The sequence below is a fragment of the Ornithinimicrobium carbonis genome (genome assembly GCF_977012275.1).
Genome location: NZ_OZ348993.1, coordinates 74757 through 96219, shown reverse-complemented (window position 1 = coordinate 96219; position 21463 = coordinate 74757). Strand labels below are relative to the sequence as shown.

Sequence of the window (21463 nt, the reverse complement as noted above, 5' to 3'; positions counted from 1 at the left end):
GGGGACCCACGTGACCGCCAGCGTTCTCGTCGTCGACGACGACCAGGCCCTCGCCGAGATGCTCGGCATCGTCCTGCGCAAGGAGGGCTACGACGTCGCCACGTGCGGCGACGGGGGCCGCGCCGTGGCGATGTTCCGCGAGCTGCGCCCCGACCTGGTCCTGCTGGACGTCATGCTGCCCACCCAGGACGGCATCGAGGTGGCCCGGCAGCTGCGGCTGGAGTCCGGGGTGCCGATCGTCATGCTCACGGCCCGCACCGACACCAAGGACGTGGTGGCGGGGCTGGAGGCGGGGGCCGACGACTACGTCGTCAAGCCGTTCAAGCCCCAGGAGCTGCTCGCCCGCATCCGGGCCCGGCTGCGGCGGGTGGACACCGGGGACGACGGCCGCCTGGTCGTGGGCGACGTCGTCATCGACGTCGCCGGCCACGAGGTGACCCGGGGCGGGGAGACCATCCCGCTGACCCCGCTGGAGTTCGACCTGCTGGCCGCGCTGGCCAGCAAGCCCACCCAGGTCTTCGACCGGGAGTCGCTGCTGGAGCAGGTGTGGGGCTACCGCCACGCCGGGGACACCCGGCTGGTCAACGTGCACGTGCAGCGCCTGCGCTCGAAGATCGAGAAGGATCCGGAGAATCCCCAGATCGTGGTGACCGTCCGTGGTGTCGGGTACAAGGCCGGACATCCCTGACCTGAGGGTCGGGCACGCCGACGCCACGACGTCGGCGGGCTCCTCGGCGCCCGGTGGGTCAGCAGGGAGCGGGGCCGGGGGCACCGGTGACCGTCCCTCCGCGGAGGGTCGCCCCGGCAGCGGTGGCGGCGGACCGGACGGCGGTGGGGGCGGACCGGACGGCGGACGCGGCGCGAACGGTGGGGACAGCGGAAGCACGCCTCCCCAGGCCTTGCGCCGGCCGGCCCGGGACCGGTCGCAGGCTGCGGACGGGCCGGCGGACCCCTGGTGGTCGGCGTGGTGGGGCCGTTCCCTGCGCGCCCGGGTCATCACGACCACCGTCCTGGTCGGTGTCTTCCTCTCCGCGCTCCTGGGCACCGTCCTGTACCAGCAGGTGGCGCAGGGGCTGGTGGCCCAGGCGGTGGCCGGTGCCGAGCGGGACGCCTCCCAGCAGGTGGCCCTGGCGCAGGAGGCCTTCGACTCCACCGACCGGCAGGACGACTCCGGGCTCACCCAGACCGCCGACGACCAGGTCCAGTCGATGGCCGGCAACAGCCCCGACGAGGGCCGGCGGGTGCTGCTGATGCCGGGGCTGGACAACTCCCGGGGCGCCGTCGTCCCCACCACCGGGGTGGGCGTCAACGCCGAGGACCTGCCGGAGGCCCTGCAGACGGCGCTCGCCGCTGACCCCACCAACCAGCAGGTGGTGGTCGTGCCGATGAACCTCGCGGGGGCCAGCGAACAGGTGACCTCGGTGGTCGTCGGCTCGCGGGTCAGCCTGCCGAGGGCGGGGGAGTACGACCTGTTCCTCGTCTACCCGCTCGTGCGCGAGCAGGAGACCCTCGACCTGCTGCGCCAGCTCTTCTACGCCGGCGGGCTGGCCCTGTCGCTGCTGGTGGCGGCCGTCGGCTGGCTGGCCACCCGGCTGGTGACCGGACCGGTCGAGGAGGCGGCCGTGGTGGCCCAGCAGCTGGCCGAGGGCCGGCTGGGCGAGCGGCTGCCGGTCCGCGGCGCGGACGAGCTGGCCCTGCTGGCCACGTCGTTCAACACCATGGCGGACTCGATCCAGCTGCAGATCCGCGAGCTGCGCTCGTTGTCCCAGCTGCAGCAGCGCTTCGTCTCCGACGTCTCCCACGAGCTGCGCACGCCGCTGACCACGATCCGGATGGCAGGCGAGATGCTGCACATGTCCCGGGACGACTTCCCCGAGCCGGTGGCCCGGTCGGCCGAGCTGCTGCAGCAGGAGCTCGACCGCTTCGAGGACCTGCTCAACGAGCTGCTCGAGATCAGTCGCTACGACTCGGGTGCGACGATCCTGGAGCGGCACGACGAGGACATGGTCGGCCTCGTCGGGGCCGCGGTCGACGGGGTGGCCACGCTCGCCGAGCGGCTGGGCACCCCGGTGCGCGTCCACGCGGCCACCGCACCGGTCCTGGTCCGCATGGACGGCCGCCGGATCGCGCGGGTGCTGCGCAACCTGCTGTCCAACGCGGTCGAGCACGGTGAGGGGCGACCGGTCGACGTCACGGTGGCCGCGACCGACCACGTGGTCACGGTGAGCGTGCGCGACCACGGGATCGGGCTCAGCGAGCAGCAGGCGGCCCACGTCTTCGACCGCTTCTGGCGGGCCGACCCCTCCCGGGACCGGACGACCGGCGGGACCGGGCTCGGGCTGGCCATCGCCCAGGAGGACGCCCGCGTGCACGGCGGCTGGCTGCAGGTGGGCAGCGAGCCGGGCCGTGGAGCCTGCTTCCGCCTCGTCCTGCCGCGGCAGGACCGCTACGTCGTGGCGGAGGCGCCTCCGCCCGTGCCCGGCCCCGGGGAGGCCGCCCTCGACGCCCGGGTGCCCACCGTCGTGCTGGCCCTCGCGGCCCGCCCGGAGGAGGAGTCGTGAGGACTGGCCGTCGTGCTGCCGCCGCGCTCGTCGCCGCGCTCGCCCTCGGCGGCTGCGCCTCGGCGCTGCCGACCGACCCGGTGCCCCAGCCGGGGCTGTCGGTGGAGGTCCAGCCCCGCCAGGACGTCCAGCGCTTCCTGCCCTCTCCGCAGCCCGGAGCCAGCCCCGCCGAGATCGTCCAGGGGTTCCTGCGGGCCAACGTCGGCTTCGCCGACGACGACGACGTGGCCCGGGAGTACCTCACCTCCACGCTCGCCGGGGAGTGGGTGCCGACGCGGGACGTCCTGGTCCTGGAGGGCGGTCCCACGATCACCGAGGAGGTGCCGGGACAGGTCACGGTCACCACCCCTGTCCGCGGCCGGATCGACGACCAGGGCAGGCTCGTGGAGCAGCCCACGACCCCGGTCAGCCGGACCTTCGAGCTGCAGCGGGTCGACGGCGAGTGGCGCATCAGCGACTTCCCGGAGGGGTTCGGGCTGTGGCTCTCGGCCGCCGACCTCGACCGCGCGTTCCGTCCCTCGACCGTCTACTACCTCAACCCGCACCTGGACCTCTTCGTCCCGGACGTGCGCTGGCTCGCGCTCGGCGACGGCCTGACCACCTCCCTGGCCCGCACGCAGCTGGCTCCGGTCCCCGCGCACCTCGAGGGCGCCGTGCGCTCCGGCGGCGGACCCGACCTGCGTCTGGCCGTGGGGGCGGTGCCGGTGGACCCCACGACGCAGATGGCCACCGTCAACCTGCAGGGCTCCGGCCTGTCCGACGACCCGGAGCGGGCCACCGACCTGCGCGCCCAGCTGGGACACGCGCTGCTCGGCCTGCGGGGGGTCAGCGCGGTCGACCTGCAGGTGGGTGGCCGCTCCCTCCTGGAGGACGGAGCCGTCAACCTCGGCAGCGACCTGGGCTACGAGGAGGTGATGCGGGACACGGACGTGGCGCTCCTGCGGATCGGTGAGGAGCTCAACCTCGTCGACCCGACCCGCTACGACCTGCGCAACGTCCCCGCGGCCAGTGCCCCCGACGTCGACCTGCCCCCGGTCGGGATGTCCTGGACGGGGGTGGCCGCCTCGGCGGACCTGCGCGAGCTGGCGGCCGTCTCCAACGACCGCTCCGAGCTGTGGCGGTGGCGGGGAGGGCAGAGCGAGGTGCACCCGGGCATCGGCGACGCCCTCACCGACCCCAGCTTCGACCCCCACGGCGACCTGTGGGTCGCCGGGACCGCCCGCGGGTCGCAGACCCCCCGGGTGTGGGTCCTGGAGGGGGCCGACGTCTCCAACCTGGCCCGTCCGGTCGACGTCCCCTGGCTGGCCGACGGAGAACGGGTGGACACCCTGCGGATCTCGCCCGAGGGGACCCGGGCCCTCCTCGTGGTGCAGGCCGAGCGCGGCTCCGCCAGGGAGCGCGTGGTCGTGTCCGGGATCGTGCGCGACTCCCAGGGGCGGGCCACCGCCCTGGCCGAGCCCTGGCTGGCCGCCCCCACCCTCGTGGAGGTCGACTCGGCCCGCTGGGGCTCCACCACGGAGATCGTCGTGGCCGCCCGGCGCAACCAGGACCAGCGGATCGGTGCCTACAGCGTGCCGCTGGGCGGGTGGCTGGACGAGCTGGGGGAGCAGGCGGGCCTGGTGGACGTGCAGGCCGTTCCCACCGGCGTCAGCTTCGTCCCGGTCGTGCGGACCGAGGACGGACGCATGCACACCCGCGAGGGCGCCTCGGGCTGGTTCGGCGCCCGCAACGGCGACGAGCTGATCATCCCCGGCACCTGACCGGGTCGGCGGACCGGGGGTGTGGACGCACGCCCCGGTCCCGTCGTGGGGCGGGACATGCTGGAGGTATGCCGTGGCGCCCCGGGCAGGACCTGCTCGACCTCCTGGAGCTCGCCGCGCCCGCGGCGTGCGGCGGCTGCGGCGAGGCGGGCACGCGGTGGTGCCCGGCCTGCGCGGACGCGCTGGCCGACGGAGGACCGCGACGGTGGACGCCGACCCCGTGCCCGCCGGGCTTTCCTCCCACGTGGACGGGCACGGCATACCGCGACCTGGCCCGCTCCGCCGTGGTGGGCTGGAAGGACGGAGGCCGGGCCGACCTCACCCCAGCCCTGGCCGTGCCGCTGCGGGCCGTGCTGGCAGCGGCGCTCGACGGCTCACCCGAGCACCTCGCGGCCCTGGGGGGCGGAGGCCCCGTCCCCGTCCTGCCGGCGCCGTCCGCGCGGGCCAGCACGCGGGCACGGGGGGAGCACCGCGTGGAGGCGCTGGCGCGGACGGCACTGCGGGGCCGACGGTCCGTGCTGCCGGTCGTCGACGGTCTCCGCCTGGGCCGGCGGGTGGCGGACCAGGCGGGGCTGGACGCCGGGCAGCGGCGGCGCAACCTGGCCGGCGCGGTGGTGGTCCGGCCCACGGCCGTGGCCCGGGTGGAAGGGGCTCCCTGCATCGTCGTCGACGACGTGGTGACGACCGGCGCGACCCTGGTCGAGTGTGCCCGGGCGCTGGTCACGGCGGGTGCCGGTCCCGTGGTCGCGGTCACCCTCGCCGCCACGCACCGGCGCCCGCCGCGGGCTCCGTCGTCGACGGTGAGGGGTCCACTGTCCGAACCGTCGGGTCGGGACTAGTGTGGGTCCATGGAAGCACTCCTCGCACGGGCAAGGGGGTGAGGCCGCTGGACTCAGGGCGCCACAGACGACGCCAGAACGCACAGCACCACCCACTTTCTGCATGGAGGACTCATGGAACTCACCGTGACCGGTCGCAAGAGAGACGTCTCCGAACGTTTCCGCCGTCACCTCGAGGAGAAGCTCGACAAGATCCCCCAGCTGGCCCCCCGCGTGCGCCGCACCGAGGTCGTCCTGACCCACGAGGCCAACCCGCGACAGGCCAAGGAGTCCGAACGCTGCGAGATCACCTGCCTCGTCAACCGGCAGGTCGTCCGCGCCGAGGCGGCGGCCGACGATGAGTACGCCGCCGTCGACCTGGCCCTGTCCAAGCTGACCGAGCGGCTGCGTCGCATGAACGACAAGCGCCGCATCAGCCACACCGGCAAGCACCGGCTCCCCTCCGTGGCCGAGGCGACCTACGGGCTGCCCACCGGCCCCCTCGCCGGGTCGACGGACGAGCGGTCGCACGCCCAGAGCACCGAGGACGCGCTCGACGAGGACCTGCAGACGCAGGGCAACAGCCCCATCGAGGTCCGCGAGAAGGTCCACCCCTCCACGCCGATGACCGTCGGGCAGGCGCTGTCCCACATGGAGCTCATCGGGCACGACTTCTTCCTCTACCACGACGTCGACTCCGACCAGCCGAGCGTGGTCTACCGCCGTCGCGGCTGGTCCTACGGCGTGCTGCGGCTCGACCTGAACGGGACCGCACCCTCCGACCACGAGGACCCCGACGAGGAGCTGGCCCCCGAGGCCGACGCCGTGGCGTCCTGACCGACACGTCCGCAGGCCGGGCCTGCAACCCTGCGGAGCCCGCCACCACCGGTGGCGGGCCCCGCACCGGGTGTCCGTCGGGTCCCGCGGCCGTCCTCGACGTCGCTCCCGGACCCGACGGGTCTGTCCGCCGGTTCTGGCACAGTGGGCGGGATGAGCCGGGTCCCCACGATCAGCCGCGAACAGGCGCGCCGCACCGCGCTGGCGGCGCAGGGCTTCGCCGACCCCCGGCCGGCACGGACGACGATGCGGCACGTGCAGCGGGTGGTCGACCGGGTGGGGCTCGTCCAGATCGACAGCGTCAACGTGCTGGTGCGCAGCCAGTACCTGCCGTTCTTCTCGCGGCTCGGGCCCTACGACCGGGGTCTGCTCGACCGGGCCCGTGACGGCGGGCCGGGGAGCCGCCCTCCCCGGCTGGTGGAGTACTGGGCGCACGAGGCCTCGCTCGTGCCGCTGCCCACGTGGCCGCTGCTGGCCTTCCGGATGGCCGAGGCGGAGGAGCGCGCCTGGAGCCGCTCGATCGCCGCGAGCCACCCCGGTCTGGTCGAGGCCGTCCTGGAGACGGTGCGGGAGCAGGGTCCGCTGACCTCGCGAGAGGTCGAGGCGCACCTGCCGCACGGCGCCGCCCGCACGGGGGAGGGCTGGGGGTGGAACTGGTCGGCCGTGAAGAAGGCCCTGGAGCTGCTGTTCTGGTCCGGACGCATCACCTCCGCCGGGCGGACCTCCTCGTTCGAGCGCCGGTACGCCGACCCGGTCGACGTGCTCGGACCGGACCTCGTGCGACGCCGCGACGAGCTGGCCGAGCAGGACCCCCAGGAGGCGTTCGCCGAGCTGCTGCACCTGTCCCTGCGGGCCCACGGGCTCGGCAGCCGGCGCTGCCTGGCCGACTACGTCCGGCTGCGGGGGCCGCGGGTGGACGCCGGGCTCGCGCTCCTGGAGGGCCGGGGCCTGGTCGAGCGGGTGCAGGTGCGCGGCTGGGACCAGGCGGTATGGCGTGACCCGTCGGCGCGCGCGCCGCGCCGCGTCCCCGGGGCCGCGTTGCTGAGCCCGTTCGACTCCCTGGTCTGGCAGCGGGAGCGCACGGAGGCGCTGTGGGGGATGCGCTACCGGCTGGAGATCTACGTGCCGGCGCACCTGCGGGTGCACGGCTACTACGTGCTGCCCTTCCTGCTCGACGAGCAGCTCGTGGGTCGGGTCGACCTCAAGGCCGACCGGGCCAGCGGACGCCTCCTCGTCCGTTCGGTCCACTGGGAGCCGGGGGTGGACCCGGTCGCCGCCGGGCGGGCCCTGGAGGAGGAGCTGACGCGGATGGCGGGCTGGCTCGACCTGACCCGGGTCGACTTTGCCCAATCGTGACCGACCGTCCTCCTCGAGGTCGTCGTTTCGACACCCGCTCGGCGCCGAACCGTCCTAGGGTCCGAGACGGTGCACCCCCCTAGCACCCAGCCCACCCCCTGAGACACGAAGGACCCTGCGATGACGCAACTCCCCCGTCGACGGCGGGCCGTGGCGGCGACCGGAGCGACGGCGCTCCTGGCCAGCCTCCTGGTTCCCGCAGCAGCCACCGCGGACGACGACCCGACGACCCTGGACGACCTCATCATCAGCGAGTACGTCGAAGGGTCGAGCTTCAACAAGGCCCTGGAGATCTACAACGGCACCTCTGCCACGATCGACCTGGCGGACTACGCCGTCCAACAGTTCAGCAACGGCAGCGTTGACGCTGGACTGACGTTTGCTCTGCAGGGCGCCCTCGCGCCCGGGGACGTGTACGTACTGGCACACAGCAGCGCAGATCCCGCGATTCTGGCTCAGGCAGATCTGACGAGCGGTGCCGGCCTGTTCAATGGCGACGACGCCCTCACCCTGGCGAGGGCGGGAGTGGTCGTCGACGCGATCGGTCAGGTCGGCGTCGACCCGGGATCCCAGTGGGGCGACGGTCTGGTGTCCACCGCCGACAACACGCTGCGCCGCAAGGCGGACGTGTGCGCCGGCGACACCAATCCTGGCGATGTCTTCGACCCCGTCCTGGAGTGGGACGGCTTCGACACGGACACCTTCGACGGGCTGGGTGCGCACACCACGTCGTGCGGCGCTGGTGGCCCGGGTGGCCCGGGTGATCCGGTCGACGTCTGCGAGGTGATCTCGACCCCGATCGGCGAGGTGCAGGGCTCCGGTGAGGCAACGCCGCTGGCCGGCCAGAACGTGACCGTCCGCGGGACGGTCGTCGGGGAGTACCTCGACGCCTTCGACGGCTTCTTCGTCCAGGACTCCGGTGATCGCGACCGGGCGACCTCTGACGGCATCTTCGTCCACGCTCCGGGTGGCGCGGACGTCGTTGTCGGAGACGTGGTGGCCCTCCACGGTACGGCGGGGGAGTTCCGGGGCCAGACCCAGCTCACCGGAGTCACCACTGAGGTGTGCTCGTCCGACGGCGAGATCCCCGACCCGGTCGAAGTGTCTCTACCGACCGACGACCATGAGGCCTACGAGAGCATGCTGGTCACCTATCCCGATGACCTCTTCATCCTCGAGTACTTCAACTACGACCGTTTCGGTGAGATGGTGCTCGGTGTCGGTGAAGCGTCCCTCCGCCAGTTCCAGCCGACTGCGGTGTTCGAGCCGGGCTCGTCGGACGCAGTCGCTCTCGCCGAGCACAACACGACGCACCGGATCACGCTCGACGACGGCCTGAACGTACAGAACCCGACGGTCCTGCGTCACCCGAACGGTGAGGCCTTCACCCTGGCGAACCGTTTCCGCGGCGGTGACGTCGTGACCGATGTGACCGGAGTGCTGGACTACCGCTTCAGCCAGTGGAGGGTGCAGCCGACGGCACCTGCCGACCACACGGTCACCAACCCCCGCCCGGACGCCCCCGAGCTCGGTGGCACCACGACGGTGGCCGCGTTCAACGTGCTCAACTACTTCACGACGCTCGGCAGCCGCGGTGCTGACACGCCCGAGGAGTTCGAGCGTCAGGAGGCCAAGATCGTGGCCGCCATCAACGAGCTCGACACCGACGTCGTCGGGCTCATCGAGATCGAGAACAACGGTGTTGCGCTCACCACCCTGGTCGAGGCCCTGAACGAGGGGGCCGGTGAGACCCGGTGGGCAGAGGTCGAGACAGGTGTCGTCGGGTCCGACGAGATCACGACAGCGTTCATCTACCAGGTCGGCGAGGTCGCGCCGGTGGGCAACTTCGCCCTGTTGCACTCGGGCGTCGACGAGCGGTTCGCGGACGAGTACAACCGCCCCGCGCTGGCGCAGACCTTCGAGGACCTGGCGACCGGTGGTTCGGTCACGGTCATCAACAACCACCTCAAGTCCAAGGGTTCCAGCTGCGAGGCCGACGGTGACCCCACCGACCCGGACGGGCAGGGCAACTGCAACGGTGTCCGCACGGCGGCCGCCGAAGCGCTCGCCGAGTGGGCCGCGGGCGACCCGACGATGACTGGTACCGAGAACGTGCTGATCATCGGCGACCTGAACTCCTACGACAAGGAGGACCCGATCGACGTGCTGCGGGAGGCCGGGTACACCGACCTGCTGCTGCAGGAGGAGGGCGAGTACGCCTACACCTACGTCTTCGACGGGATGCTCGGCTACCTCGACTACGCCCTGGCCAACGAGGCCCTGGCGGGGCATGTCGTCGACGCCACCACCTGGGCGATCAATGCCGACGAGCCGGATGTCCTCGATTACGACCTGGACTTCAAGAAGGCGCCGCAGTCAGAGTTCTTCGAGAAGAACCCCTACCGCTCGAGCGACCACGACCCGGTGATCGTCGGCCTGGACCTCACGGTCGAGGACCCCGACACGGTGGCGCCCGAGCTCGAGGTGGTCGTCGAGCCGCCGCACGTCTGGCCGCCCAACAACAAGTGGCGCAACCTCACCACCGTGGTGATGGCGACCGACGACTCCGGTCAGGAGCCCACGGTCTCCCTGGTTGGTGCCGAGGCCGACGGCGGCAAGATCAAGGTGGTGGACGACCACAAGTTCCGCGTCCAGGCGGTGCTCGGGGCGACCTACACCCTGACCTACGAGGCGACCGACGCGGCCGGCAACTCGACGACGACCAGCGTCACGGTCGAGGTGGCCAAGCCGGGCAAGGGCAATGGGCTCGACAAGGACAGGCCCGGCAAACCCGGCAAGCCGGGCAAGCCCGGAGGGCGCTGAGCCTGACCGCTGAACGGTAGGCATCTCGCACGGGGTGCAGGGGACCACGGTTCCCTGCACCCCGTCCGCTGTCCGGGCGGTTAGCCTAGGGAGGTGCCGAAACTGTTCGAGAAGATGCTGCGCGCCGGTGAGAAGACCGCGTTGCGCCGGCTGGAGACCATCGCCAAGCAGGTCAACGCGCTCGAGGAGGACTTCGAGGGACTGACCGACGCCGAGCTGCGCGAGGAGACCGACAAGTTCAAGGCGCGGCTGGCCGACGGGGAGTCCCTGGACCGGCTACTGCCCGAGGCGTTCGCCGCCGTCCGGGAGGCGTCCAAGCGCACCATCGGCAAGCGGCACTTCGACGTGCAGATCATGGGTGGGGCCGCCCTGCACCAGGGCAACGTCGCCGAGATGCGCACCGGTGAGGGCAAGACGCTGGTGGCGACTCTGCCCTGCTACCTCAACGCCCTGACCGGCAAGGGCGTGCACGTCATCACGACCAACGACTACCTGGCGCAGTACCAGTCCGAGCTGATGGGCCGCGTCCACCGTGCCCTCGGCCTGGAGACCGGCTGCATCCTGTCCTCGATGACCCCGGCGCAACGCCGGGAGCAGTACGCGATGGACATCACCTACGGCACCAACAACGAGTTCGGCTTCGACTACCTGCGCGACAACATGGCGTGGTCGCTGGCCGACCTGGTGCAGCGCGAGCACCACTACGCGATCGTCGACGAGGTCGACTCGATCCTCATCGACGAGGCGAGGACCCCGCTCATCATCTCCGGTCCGGCCGACGCCGCGACCAAGTGGTACACGGAGTTCTCCAAGCTCGTCGGCCGGCTCGAGCGGGGCGAGGCCGGTGACCAGATGCGCGGGATCGAGGCCTGGGGCGACTACGAGGTCGATGAGAAGAAGAAGACCGTCGGCGTCCTGGAGCAGGGGATCGCCAAGGTCGAGGACTACCTGGGCATCGACAACCTCTACGAGTCGGCCAACACGCCGTTGATCGGCTACCTGAACAACGCGATCAAGGCCAAGGAGCTGTTCTCGCGCGACAAGGACTACGTCGTCATGGACGGCCAGGTCATGATCGTCGACGAGCACACCGGCCGCATCCTTCCCGGCCGCCGCTACAACGAGGGGATGCACCAGGCGATCGAGGCCAAGGAGGGGGTGGACATCAAGAACGAGAACCAGACACTGGCCACGGTGACGCTGCAGAACTACTTCCGGATGTACGACAAGATCTCGGGCATGACGGGCACCGCCCAGACCGAGGCGGCCGAGCTGCACTCGATCTACAAGGTGGGGGTCCTGTCCATCCCCACCAACCGCCCGATGATCCGCAAGGACCAGCCCGACCTGGTCTACCGGACCGAGGAGGCCAAGTTCAAGGCCGTCGTCGACGACATCGTGGAGCGGCACCGCCGTGGCCAGCCGGTCCTCGTCGGCACGACCTCGGTCGCCAAGTCGGAGTACCTCTCCGAGCAGCTGCGCCGCCAGGGGGTGCGGCACGAGGTGCTGAACGCCAAGCATCACGAGCGGGAGGCCTCCATCGTCGCCGAGGCCGGGCGCAAGGCGGCGGTGACCGTGTCCACCAACATGGCCGGCCGAGGCACGGACATCATGCTGGGCGGCAACCCCGAGTTCCGGGCCGTGTCCGCGCTGTCTGCGCGGGGGCTGGACCCGCACGAGACGCCCGAGGAGTACGAGGCGGCGTGGGACAAGACCCTCGCCGAGGCCGAGGCCGCCGTCGCCAGCGAGCACGATGAGGTGACCGACCTCGGCGGCCTGTACGTGCTCGGCACCGAGCGGCACGAGTCCCGGCGGATCGACAACCAGCTGCGCGGCCGTGCGGGACGCCAGGGCGACCCCGGTGAGAGCCGGTTCTACCTGTCCCTGCAGGACGACCTCATGCGCATGTTCAACGCGGGCATGGTCGACCGCGTCATGTCCAGCACGGGGGTGTCCGACGACGTCCCCATCGAGTCCAAGCTGGTCTCCCGCTCCATCGCCAGCGCCCAGTCGCAGGTCGAGGCCCAGCACTTCGAGACCCGCAAGAACGTCCTGAAGTACGACGACGTCCTCAACCGGCAGCGCGAGGTCATCTACGCCGAGCGCCGCAGCGTGCTGGAGGGGCAGGACCTGCACGAGCAGGTGCGTCACTTCGTCAACGACGTCGTCGCCGACTACGTGCGCTCCGCGGCCGGTCTGGGTCTGGCCGACGGCATCGACCTCGAGTCCCTGTGGGAGGACCTCGGGCGGCTCTACCCGGTCCAGATCACCGTGGACGAGGTCGTCGCGGCCGCCGGCGGACGCAACGCCGTGAGCGCCGACCTGCTGGTCGAGCAGCTCACCTCGGACGCGCAGCACGCCTACGACCAGCGCGAGGACGCGGTCGGACCCGAGCTGATGCGTGATGTCGAGCGGCGGGTCCTGCTGCAGGTGCTGGACCGCAAGTGGCGCGAGCACCTCTACGAGATGGACTACCTCAAGGAGGGAATCGGTCTGCGGGCTATGGCTCAGCGCGAGCCCCTGGTGGAGTACCAGCGCGAGGGGTACCAGCTCTTCCAGGCGATGATGGAGGCGATCAAGGAGGAGGCCGTCCGCTTCCTCTTCCACGCCGAGGTCAAGCCCACCGAGCCCGTGGCACCCCGGCCGCAGGAGCAGCTGACCTTCGTCGCTCCGACCGAGGACGGGTCGGCCGAGGCCCGGCGGGTGCGTCCCGACGGCAGCCACCCCGATGGCGCGCCGGCGCAGCCGGCCGCGGCCGGGGACGCCGATCAGGGCGGGAGCAACCGCGCCCAGCGTCGTCGGGCCCAGCGCGCCCGCTGACCAGCCGGTGGGGGTGGGTGCGGCTGATCAGCCCAGTTCCCAGGCGGTGATCAGCCACCGGCCGTCGACACCGCTCATCCGCATCGCCAGCGCGCGGACCCTGCCGTCGGCCTGCACGACCGCCGCCACCTCGCAGACGCCGTCCGCCGGAAAGCTCGTCCGCAGGGTGCGGACGACCGGAGGCCGACCGGTGCGTCGGCCGCGCCGTCGCGCTAGCAGCCCCCGCCGCTGGGCCCGCTCCCGGATCTCCGGCACAACCCATCTGCTCAGCTGGTCGGGGGAGCGGCTGCCCTCGTAGGCCTCCAGCACCGCCCTGATCATCCGCCCGGCCCACTGACCCGCCTCGGGCAGGTCCGGGGTCGAGGTCGCCTGGGGACCGAAGAAGCTGTCGTCGTGCTGATGGCGCAGGTCCACGGCCAGGCAGCCCTGCACGTAGCGGGGCGCGGAGGCCGGTTCCGGAGGGCTGTCCCAGTCCTGTCCGTCCGCGGCGGGCTCGATGGACGGCGCCGGCAGTACCCGCAGCACCCTGGGCGCCTGCGTCCTGGCGGCGGCGGCGGACCGGGCGGCCGCGGCGCTCATCGACCGGCCCCTGCCGGAACGACCAGGACCTGGCCGGGGAGCAGGTGGTCCGGGTCGTCCCCGACCACCTCGCGGTTGGTGTCGTACCAGCGTGGCCACGCCTCGGCGACGTCGGCGTCGGTGGCGTGCACCCCCAGATGGCGGGCGGCGATCGACCAGAGCGAGTCGCCCCGGTGGACCACCACCTGCTCCCGGCCCGGGCCGGGAGCGGCAGCGGTGCGCGCCGGAGACGTCGTGACAAGGTCCACGCTGGCGGAGCCCGCGCCCGAGCCGCCGTTGGTCCTGGACGGCTCCGGGGTCGGGGTCCACCCCGGGACGGGCACCGCCGCCACGTCTGGCACGCCCTCCTCCGCGTCTGGTACGGCGGCCTCCGCGTCTGGTCCGGCCGCCTCCGCGTCTGCTCCGGCGGCCTCCGAATCCGCGCTGAGAGGCGGGTTCGCGGTGGAGACCGACGTCGTCGTCCTCCCTCCTCCCGACGCGTCCATGGGGTAAGGCTGCGCGGTGCCGGTCGGCTCGTGGCGCACCTGGCCCGTCGGGGGCCCGTCCGGGGTGGCCTGCGCGGCCGACGGGCCGAGGCTGATCGTGGCGGCGGCCAGCAGGACGGCCGTCACCCGGGACACCGGGCCGCCGGTGCCCGGGCTGGGACGCGCGGCCGTGGTATCCGACAGCACGTGCCCACCTCGCGGGACCGGTATGCCGCTTCCGTCCCGCTCGGGCTTCAGGGGGCCACCGAGCAGCGGGACGGTGGCCGCGGCCAGGACGACGACCGCCCAGGAGGACAGCGCGGCCGCGGTGGCCGTGGCCACGAAACCCACCGCTCCGTCCAGGGGGACCTGGCCCGGACCCGGCCACTGGTCGACCGATGCCCTGACCAGCCACCCCGTCAGCGCCGTCGTCGCCCCCGTGCCCACCGCCCCCAGGACGGCGGCCCGCCGCTGTGCGTTCATCGATCCTCCTGCATGTATCTGTTTGCGGACGTTTGCGTCTGGTTGAGAACGATAGAGGTGCACGACGAAGATCGCAATCGGTGAGCCGCCGGACCTGTGGACGACGCGTCTGCCCTCGGAGGAGGGCGACCGCTTCTGGGGACGCCACGACCGGGAAGCCGCCCCTGGCTGGCACGATGCAGCCATGCGGTGGGACGACCTGTTCGAGGACCTCGGGGCACAGCTCGAGCTGATGGAGCGTCAGGAGCTGGCGGCCGAGACGGCCGAGCACGTGCGTGCCGAGCGTGGGCGGGTGCGGCTCACCGACCGGCTCGTGGCGGGGACCGAGGAGCCGCTCCGGCTGCGGGTGCGCGGCTGCGGATGGCTCGAGGCGCGCCTGCGGGACGTGGGGACCGACTGGCTCCTGCTGGGGCAGGGAGGAGGACAGCAGCCGGGGCAGGAGCTGATCGTGCCGACGGCGGCGGTCACCGCCGTGGAGGGTCTGACGCGCCGGGCGGACGTGGGCGAGGCGGTCGGGAGCCGGCGGTTCGGGCTGCGCCACGCGCTGCGGGCGGTCAGCCGCGACCGGGCGGTCGTCCGGTTGCACGACGTCGACGGCGACCACGTGACGGGCACCCTGGACCGGGTGCTCGCCGACCACTGCGACCTGACCCGGCACGCCGACGACGAACCCCGGCGGCCGTCGGCCGCCCGCGGTGTCCTCAGCGTCCCCTACGCCGCGCTCGCCCTCGTCCGTCGGCTGTGACCCCGACCGGTCCTCACTGGTCGACGGTCCCCTGCCGGATCGCGTCGCGGGTCTGGTCGTACATCCGCTGGATGTAGGCCTCCAGCTCGGTGTTCTCCACCCGCCACACCCCGCGCCCGCCCAGCTTGATGCCGGCCAGCTCGCCCGAGCGCACCAGTGCCTTCACCTGCGACAGCGAGACGTTGAGGGTCTCGGCGACGTCGGTGAGGGTCAGGAAGCGGGGGGTGGCCACGAAGGGTCCTTTCGTCGGTCTTGACCGAGATTTTACGGTTCCCTGGCCCACCCTTGACCGCCCTGTGGACAACAATGGCTGCCGCGTCCCCGGGCTGGGTACCGTGGGACGCCGCCGCAGCACGTCGCAGAAGGGGAACCCCGTCATGCCCAAGACCACGCCGGTCGCCGATCCGGCCGAGCCTCGGCGGGTGCGCCGCCTGGAGCGTCCCGGCTGGCGCGACCTGCGTCTGGTGGTCGGGGTCCTGCTCGTCCTGCTCTCCGTGGCGGGCGGGGTCCGGCTCTTCGCCTCCCTCGACGACACCACCCCGGTGTATGCCGCCACCCGCGACCTGCTGCCCGGTCAGGCCGTGCGCGCGGACGACGTCGTCGCGGTGCCGGTGCGCATGGAGGATCACCTCGGCCGCTACGTCGACGGCTCCGCCCCGCTGCAGCCCGGCACCCACCTGCTGCGTCAGGTGCAGGCCGGGGAGCTCGTGCCCGCCGCGGCGCTGGGAACCGCCCGGCAGGCCCTCGACAAGACCGTGAGCGTGCCGGTCGACGTGGCCGCGGCCAGGACCCTGACCACGGGCACCGTCGTCGACGTCTGGGTCAGCCGACGAGACCCCGACGCCGTGGGGGAGGAGTACCTGGACCCGGAGCGGCTCCTGGCGGGGGCGGTCGTGGACCACGTGCCCGCCGCGAGCTCGGGCCTGGGTGCCGGGGTGGGCCGGACCGCGGTGCAGGTGGTCGTCCCTGCCGACCGGGTGGGGGAGCTGATCGCCGCCGTCGACCAGGGGTCGCGCACGACGCTCGTCCCGGCTCCCCGGGCCACCTCGGAGCAGGGGCGGTGACCCAGCCCCTGGTGACCGCGGTCGCCCCCCGGTGGGAGGTGGGACTGGCCGGGGCCTTGTCCCGGTCCGCGCACGTCCGGGTGGTCCGGCGCTGCGCCGACGTCGCCGAGCTGGTGGGGGTGGTCTCGGCCGGTGTGGGTCGGGTCGTGGTCGTCTCCAGCGACCTGCGGGGCCTGGACCGGCCGGTCATCGACACGCTGGCCGCGCAGGACGTCCTCGTGCTCGGCGTCCACCCTCCGGGTGACGAGGCCGCCGAGCGCCTCCTGCGACGGTGGGGCGTTCGCGTCACCGCTCCCGCGGACGCCGCGGTCGCCGAGCTGGACCGGGCCGTGGCGCAGCTGCTCAGCCCCGAGGAGGGCCGGTCCTCCGGGACACCGGCGCGTTCCAGGACTTCCGCGTCCGCCGGGAACGACGCCGCGCGCCACGACGCCGCGCGCCACGACGCCGCGCGCCACGACGCCGCGCGCCACGACGCCGCGCGCCACGACGCCGCGCGCGACGACGGTGCTGGGACGGACGCCGCCGCAGCGTCGGGTCCGGCGGCACCCGGAGCGCCGGGGCCTCCACCAGCCGGACAGCCCGCCCGTGGGACGGAGACCGTGGGGCACGACCCGCAGGACGAGAGGGACGAGACCCCCCTGCTCGGGTGGCCGCAGGGCGACGCACGTCGGGACGAGCAGGACCTGCCTCCCGGGTCCGTGGGGTCAGGCCTCCAGGGAGGGTTCGGGGACGAGAACGGGGAGGAGGACGGGCCCGGGGGCGAGGACGAGGACGCGGACAGGCCCGGGGGCGAAGACGCGGACGGGCACGAGGAGGGCGAGATCGTCGTCGTCTGGGGCCCGGTCGGCAGCAGCGGCCGGTCGACGGTGGCGGCCAACCTGGCCGCCGAGCTGGGTGACCCGTTGACCCCCGTCGTCCTCGTCGACGCGGACACCTACGGCGCCAGTCAGGCCCAGCTCCTGGCCGTCCTGGACGAGGTGCCGGGCGTGGCCGCCGCCGCTCGAGCTGCGGACCAGGGGAATCTCGACCGGGACGTGCTGGCCCGCCTCGCCCCGGAGGTACGTCCCGGGCTGCGGCTCCTGACCGGCCTTCCTCGGGCCGACCGGTGGCCCGAGCTGCGCGACGTGGCCCTCGCGGACGTCCTGGAGCAGTGCCGCCGGCTGGCGCGCTGGACGGTGGTGGACGTCGCCCCGCCGCTGGAGCAGGACGAGGAGCTCTCCTTCGACACCCTCGCACCGCGCCGCAACGGCGCCGCGCTGACCGCCCTCGAGACGGCCGACCGGGTGGTGGTCGTGGGCACCGGCGACCCCGTCGGGCTGCAGCGCCTGGTCCGGGGACTGGACGAGCTCGCCACGCGTACGGTGGCGCCGCGGTCGGTCGTGGTCACCCGCGTGCGCCCCGGCCCGGTCGGTCCCGACCCCGGTCGCCGCATCCAGGAGACCCTGGCCCGGTTCGCGGGCACCGGGCCCGTGCACCTGGTCCCGGAGGACCAGGACGCGCTCGACGCCGCCCTGCTGCACGGTCGCGTGCTCGCCGAGGTACGTCCGCGCAGCGCGGCCCGGACCGCCCTGGTCGAGCTGGCGGACACGGTGGCCGGACGCGAGCCCCAGAGCCGGCGCGAGCGTGCGTCCCTGCGCACCCGCAGCTGGCTGGGCCGGCGGCTGGCGCCCGCCTGACCGGACTCGGCGCCGCCCAGGGCCGTCTGACACGATGGGAGGGCGCGCGCCGCTGCGTGCGCGGAAGGGAGACCGCATGACCACGGTGCGCTGCTACGTTCCGCTCGACGCCGACGAGCTCGCCCGGCTCCACACCGACCGGCGCCTGTCCGGTCCGCGACCGGGGTATGCCGTCACCGGGCCGGTCCGTGAGGCGGACACCTCGGGCGACCAGGAGGAGTGGGAGTACGCCGCTCTCCAGGAGGCGGCTCGTGCGGTGCGCGACGGCGGTTCTCCCGTCGTCGTGGCGGCGGTCGACCTCACCGCCGACCAGGTGGACGCCACCGCGCCGGACGGTGCCCGGGTCCAGGTGGGCGACGTCGACCTGCCCCGGGTCGCGGCCCTGCATCTGGGCGACGACGTGGTCACCGGCGATCCGGCCGCCCTGCAGGACCAGGACGAGGAGCTCGAGCTGTCCTGGTACGACACGACCGAGATCGCCCACGTCGTCGAGCTGGCGCGGGCGTGCGCGCCGGTCCCCGACGACGCCCCTGACGCCGACTGAGGCGTCGACCAGCCCCGGGCAGCACGGCGTCGCCGACGACGCCCGACCGCCCGCCGACGAGAGCGAGGACACCCACCATGGATGCCATCATCAACGTGCCCGACCCGGTCAACGAGCCCGTCCTGACCTACGCGCCCGGAAGCCCGGAGCGCGCCGAGCTGGAGGTGGAGCTGGCCAGGATGGCCTCCACCCCCGTGGACCTGCCGCACGTCATCGGCGGCCGGGCCGTCACCGGCGAGGGCCAGGCGATCGACGTGGTGCAGCCGCACGCCCACGGTGAGGTGCTGGGGACCCTGCACGACGCCACCGAGAAGGACGCGGCCGCCGCGGTCGACGCCGCCCTGGCCGCGGCCGCCCCGTGGCGGGAGCTGGACTTCACCGACCGCGCCTCGGTGATGCTCAAGGCCGCCGACCTGCTCGCCGGACCCTGGCGGGCCCGCGTCAACGCGGCCACCATGCTGGGGCAGAGCAAGACCGCCCACCAGGCCGAGATCGACTCTGCCTGCGAGCTGGCCGACTTCCTGCGCTTCAACGTGCACTTTGCCCGTCAGCTGCTGGCCGAGCAGCCGGTCACGAGCTCGCGCGGCACCTGGAACAGGATCGACCAGCGTCCGCTCGAGGGGTTCGTCTACGCGGTGACCCCGTTCAACTTCACGGCGATCGCGGGCAACCTGCCGACCGCGCCGGCCCTCATGGGCAACACCGTGGTCTGGAAGCCGGCGACCACGCAGACGCGCGCCGCCCACGAGCTCATGGGCCTGTTCGCCGCCGCCGGGATGCCCGACGGGGTGCTCAACATGGTGACCGGTCACGGCCCGGCGGTCTCGGACGTCGTGCTGAACCACCGCGACCTCGCCGGGATCCACTTCACCGGTTCGACGGCGGTGTTCAACAGCCTCTGGAAGCAGGTGGGCGACAACCTGTCCACCTACCGCTCCTACCCGCGCGTCGTGGGGGAGACCGGGGGCAAGGACTTCGTCGTGGCCCACCCCAGCGCCGACGTCGAGGTCCTGCGGACCGCCCTCGTGCGCGGCGCGTTCGAGTACCAGGGGCAGAAGTGCTCGGCCGCCTCCCGCGCCTACATCCCCGCCTCGGTGTGGGAGCGGCTGCGGGACGACCTGGTGCAGACCACCGAGTCCCTGCCCGTCGGCGACGTGCGCGACCTGTCCAACTTCATGGGCGCCGTCATCGACGACCGTGCCTTCGCCAAGCACCGCAAGGTGCTCGAGGCGGCGCACGCCGACGACCGTGTCGAGGTCGTCGCCGGCGGCACGTGCGACGACGAGGTGGGGTACTTCGTCCGGCCCACCATCGTCGTCGTGGACGACCCGGAGCACGAGATGCTCACCACCGAGTACTTCGGACCCATCCTGTCCGTACACGTCTACCGCGACGAGGACTGGGACAGCATGCTGACCCAGATGGAGTCGGTGGCCGAGTACGCCCTCACCGGCGGAGTGATCTCCCAGGACCGGGCCGCCGTCGCGGAGGTGACCCGCCGGCTGCGCTTCGCGGCGGGCAACTTCTACATCAACGACAAGCCCACCGGCGCCGTGGTCGGCCAGCAGCCCTTCGGCGGGGCGCGCGGGTCGGGCACCAACGACAAGGCCGGCTCGGCCGCCAACCTGCAGCGCTGGATCAGCACCCGCGTGATCAAGGAGACGTTCGCGCCGCCCAGCGACCACCGCTACCCGCACATGGGCTGAGCCCTCACCCCGCGTCGGCCACCGCTACCCGCACAGGGGCTGAGCCCTCACCCCGCGTCGGCCACCGCTGCCCGCACAGGGGCTGAGCCCTCACCCCGCGTCGCCACCGCTACCCGCACAGGGGCTGAGCCCTCACCCCGCGTCGGCCGCCAGCCACTCCCGGGCGACCTGCTCCTCCAGGCGCACCACGTCGCTGATCTGGGGGGCCACCGCGGCCTCGATCCTGCGGCCGAGGAAGGGCACGTTGGCCTCCAGGTCGCCGTCGACGACGTGGTCGGTCGTCCCCTCGGCCTCGCCACGGCGCAGGTGCACGCCGCCGATGAAGTGGACCGGCAGGCCGGGCATCTCCAAGGACATCGCCCCCTCCCGCTCCCCGTCCGCGTCGGCGGCGCCCCAGCGCACGGTCTCCACGACGAGCAGCTGTGGCCCGACGAAGGGGCGGACCATGTCGGGCAGGTCACCGGTGGGCAGGTGGCGACGGGTGGTGACCACGGTCGCCTCCCCGTCCTGCTCCACCGTGACGGTCTGGTCCAGGGCTCCTGAGCGCTCGGCCCGCAGGTCCTGGTAGCCGCGGTCGCACAGCATCTCGAAGGTGCGACGGGGATCGGCGGGGTGCACGACGGTCTCGGTGATCCTCATACCGCTCAACCTAGACCCTGCAACCGACGCTGCAGCGCGTGCAGCCGGCGCAGCACCACGCCCTTGTGGGCGAGCGTGAGCCGACCGGTGCGGTCCAGGTCGGCGACCTGGTCCACCAGTTCGGCGAGCTCGGTGCACACCGAGCCCGCCCCGCCGGCCCAGGGAGCCGGCGACCCCTCGAAGGTGGGAGCCACCCGGCGGAGCGAGGCGGCCGCGGCCCGGCAGGCGGCGTGGTCGACCGGGCGGGGCGACCCTCCGATCGCCCCCACGACCGTCGGTCGGGGAGAGGGGTGCGCGGCGCCGTCGGCCAGGTCGACGAGCAGGTGGGCCAGCGCGTCCACCAGCCCGTCGCACAGACCGGTGGCCTCCGGCCAGCCCAGGTCGGCGGTGGCGGTCTGCAGGTCGTCCACGGCGAGCAGCACCGCCTCGCTCCGGCCCTCGTCCACGGGAAGAAGGTCGGGGTCGGCGGGCTGCGGCGACCGTCCGGTGGTCCGACGGGGCATGGGGGCCACTGTAGGGGCCGGGTGCCCTCCCGCGGGCGCGTCGTCCCCAGGGAGCCGCCCTCGCTGCCGGGGGTAGGGTGGCCGT

The 21463-nt window shown here is 73.1% G+C and carries 18 protein-coding genes; 13 read left to right on the top strand and 5 right to left on the bottom strand.

The window, feature by feature from the left end; translation table 11 throughout:
• Positions 1-10: 10 nt before the first annotated feature.
• From mtrA to secA, 8 genes are all read left to right on the top strand, one after another.
• A complete protein-coding gene (gene mtrA, locus ACWHYA_RS00365; protein ID WP_075958789.1) occupies positions 11-688 on the top strand; it encodes an MtrAB system response regulator MtrA in 678 nt (225 codons plus the stop codon).
• A 211-nt stretch (positions 689-899) separates the two neighbouring features.
• Complete coding sequence (mtrB, locus tag ACWHYA_RS00360; RefSeq protein WP_425939918.1) at positions 900-2561, top strand: MtrAB system histidine kinase MtrB; 1662 nt, start codon at positions 900-902, stop codon at positions 2559-2561.
• Positions 2558-4321, top strand: a complete 1764-nt coding sequence (locus ACWHYA_RS00355) for an LpqB family beta-propeller domain-containing protein (RefSeq protein ID WP_425939920.1) — start codon at positions 2558-2560, stop codon at positions 4319-4321. Before mtrB ends, ACWHYA_RS00355 begins: the two co-directional genes overlap by 4 nt.
• Positions 4322-4389: 68 nt before the next feature.
• A complete protein-coding gene (locus ACWHYA_RS00350; RefSeq protein ID WP_425939921.1) occupies positions 4390-5160 on the top strand; it encodes a ComF family protein in 771 nt (256 codons plus the stop codon).
• 114 nt (positions 5161-5274) lie between these two features.
• Positions 5275-5976 (top strand): ribosome hibernation-promoting factor, HPF/YfiA family, encoded by a 702-nt coding sequence (gene hpf / locus ACWHYA_RS00345; RefSeq protein ID WP_425939923.1) that lies wholly within the window; start codon positions 5275-5277, stop codon positions 5974-5976.
• A gap of 153 nt (positions 5977-6129) precedes the next feature.
• The gene (locus ACWHYA_RS00340) at positions 6130-7332 is read left to right on the top strand and encodes a winged helix-turn-helix domain-containing protein (RefSeq protein ID WP_425939924.1); all 1203 of its coding nucleotides are present in this window, start codon (positions 6130-6132) and stop codon (positions 7330-7332) included.
• Between the two features lie 120 nt (positions 7333-7452).
• Positions 7453-10155 carry an ExeM/NucH family extracellular endonuclease gene (locus ACWHYA_RS00335; RefSeq protein WP_425939926.1) on the top strand — a complete coding sequence of 901 codons (2703 nt, stop codon included), beginning with the start codon at positions 7453-7455 and terminating at the stop codon, positions 10153-10155.
• A gap of 93 nt (positions 10156-10248) precedes the next feature.
• Entirely contained in the window at positions 10249-12975 is a 2727-nt protein-coding gene (gene secA / locus ACWHYA_RS00330; RefSeq protein ID WP_425939928.1) for a preprotein translocase subunit SecA, read from the top strand.
• 27 nt (positions 12976-13002) lie between these two features.
• Here secA and ACWHYA_RS00325 read toward each other — a convergent pair whose 3' ends face one another.
• A complete protein-coding gene (locus ACWHYA_RS00325; RefSeq protein WP_425939929.1) occupies positions 13003-13554 on the bottom strand; it encodes an Rv3235 family protein in 552 nt (183 codons plus the stop codon).
• The gene (locus tag ACWHYA_RS00320) at positions 13551-14501 is read right to left on the bottom strand and encodes a LysM peptidoglycan-binding domain-containing protein (protein ID WP_425939931.1); all 951 of its coding nucleotides are present in this window, start codon (positions 14499-14501) and stop codon (positions 13551-13553) included. The genes ACWHYA_RS00325 and ACWHYA_RS00320 overlap by 4 nt, the downstream gene beginning before the upstream one ends.
• 184 nt (positions 14502-14685) lie before the next feature.
• Here ACWHYA_RS00320 and ACWHYA_RS00315 point away from each other — a divergent pair, with 184 nt between their 5' ends.
• The gene (locus ACWHYA_RS00315) at positions 14686-15246 is read left to right on the top strand and encodes a hypothetical protein (protein WP_425939933.1); all 561 of its coding nucleotides are present in this window, start codon (positions 14686-14688) and stop codon (positions 15244-15246) included.
• Positions 15247-15259: 13 nt separating this feature from the next.
• Here the strand turns inward: ACWHYA_RS00315 and ACWHYA_RS00310 are convergent, their stop codons facing one another.
• Positions 15260-15478 (bottom strand): helix-turn-helix domain-containing protein, encoded by a 219-nt coding sequence (locus ACWHYA_RS00310; RefSeq protein ID WP_425939935.1) that lies wholly within the window; start codon positions 15476-15478, stop codon positions 15260-15262.
• A gap of 145 nt (positions 15479-15623) precedes the next feature.
• Here ACWHYA_RS00310 and ACWHYA_RS00305 point away from each other — a divergent pair, with 145 nt between their 5' ends.
• The 4 genes from ACWHYA_RS00305 (at position 15624) to pruA (ending at position 20236) form a co-directional block, all read left to right on the top strand.
• On the top strand, positions 15624-16310 hold the full coding sequence (locus ACWHYA_RS00305; protein ID WP_425939936.1) for a hypothetical protein: 687 nt from the start codon (positions 15624-15626) through the stop codon (positions 16308-16310).
• Complete coding sequence (locus tag ACWHYA_RS00300; protein ID WP_425939938.1) at positions 16307-17986, top strand: AAA family ATPase; 1680 nt, start codon at positions 16307-16309, stop codon at positions 17984-17986. The genes ACWHYA_RS00305 and ACWHYA_RS00300 overlap by 4 nt, the downstream gene beginning before the upstream one ends.
• A gap of 76 nt (positions 17987-18062) precedes the next feature.
• Positions 18063-18530 (top strand): DUF6912 family protein, encoded by a 468-nt coding sequence (locus ACWHYA_RS00295; RefSeq protein ID WP_425939940.1) that lies wholly within the window; start codon positions 18063-18065, stop codon positions 18528-18530.
• Between the two features lie 77 nt (positions 18531-18607).
• On the top strand, positions 18608-20236 hold the full coding sequence (gene pruA, locus ACWHYA_RS00290) for an L-glutamate gamma-semialdehyde dehydrogenase (protein WP_425939942.1): 1629 nt from the start codon (positions 18608-18610) through the stop codon (positions 20234-20236).
• Positions 20237-20368: 132 nt separating this feature from the next.
• Here pruA and ACWHYA_RS00285 read toward each other — a convergent pair whose 3' ends face one another.
• Together ACWHYA_RS00285 and ACWHYA_RS00280 are read right to left on the bottom strand one after the other, a co-directional pair.
• Positions 20369-20875, bottom strand: a complete 507-nt coding sequence (locus tag ACWHYA_RS00285) for a DUF2505 domain-containing protein (protein WP_425939944.1) — start codon at positions 20873-20875, stop codon at positions 20369-20371.
• Positions 20876-20880: 5 nt separating this feature from the next.
• A complete protein-coding gene (locus tag ACWHYA_RS00280; protein ID WP_425939946.1) occupies positions 20881-21378 on the bottom strand; it encodes a hypothetical protein in 498 nt (165 codons plus the stop codon).
• Positions 21379-21463 lie beyond the last annotated feature (85 nt).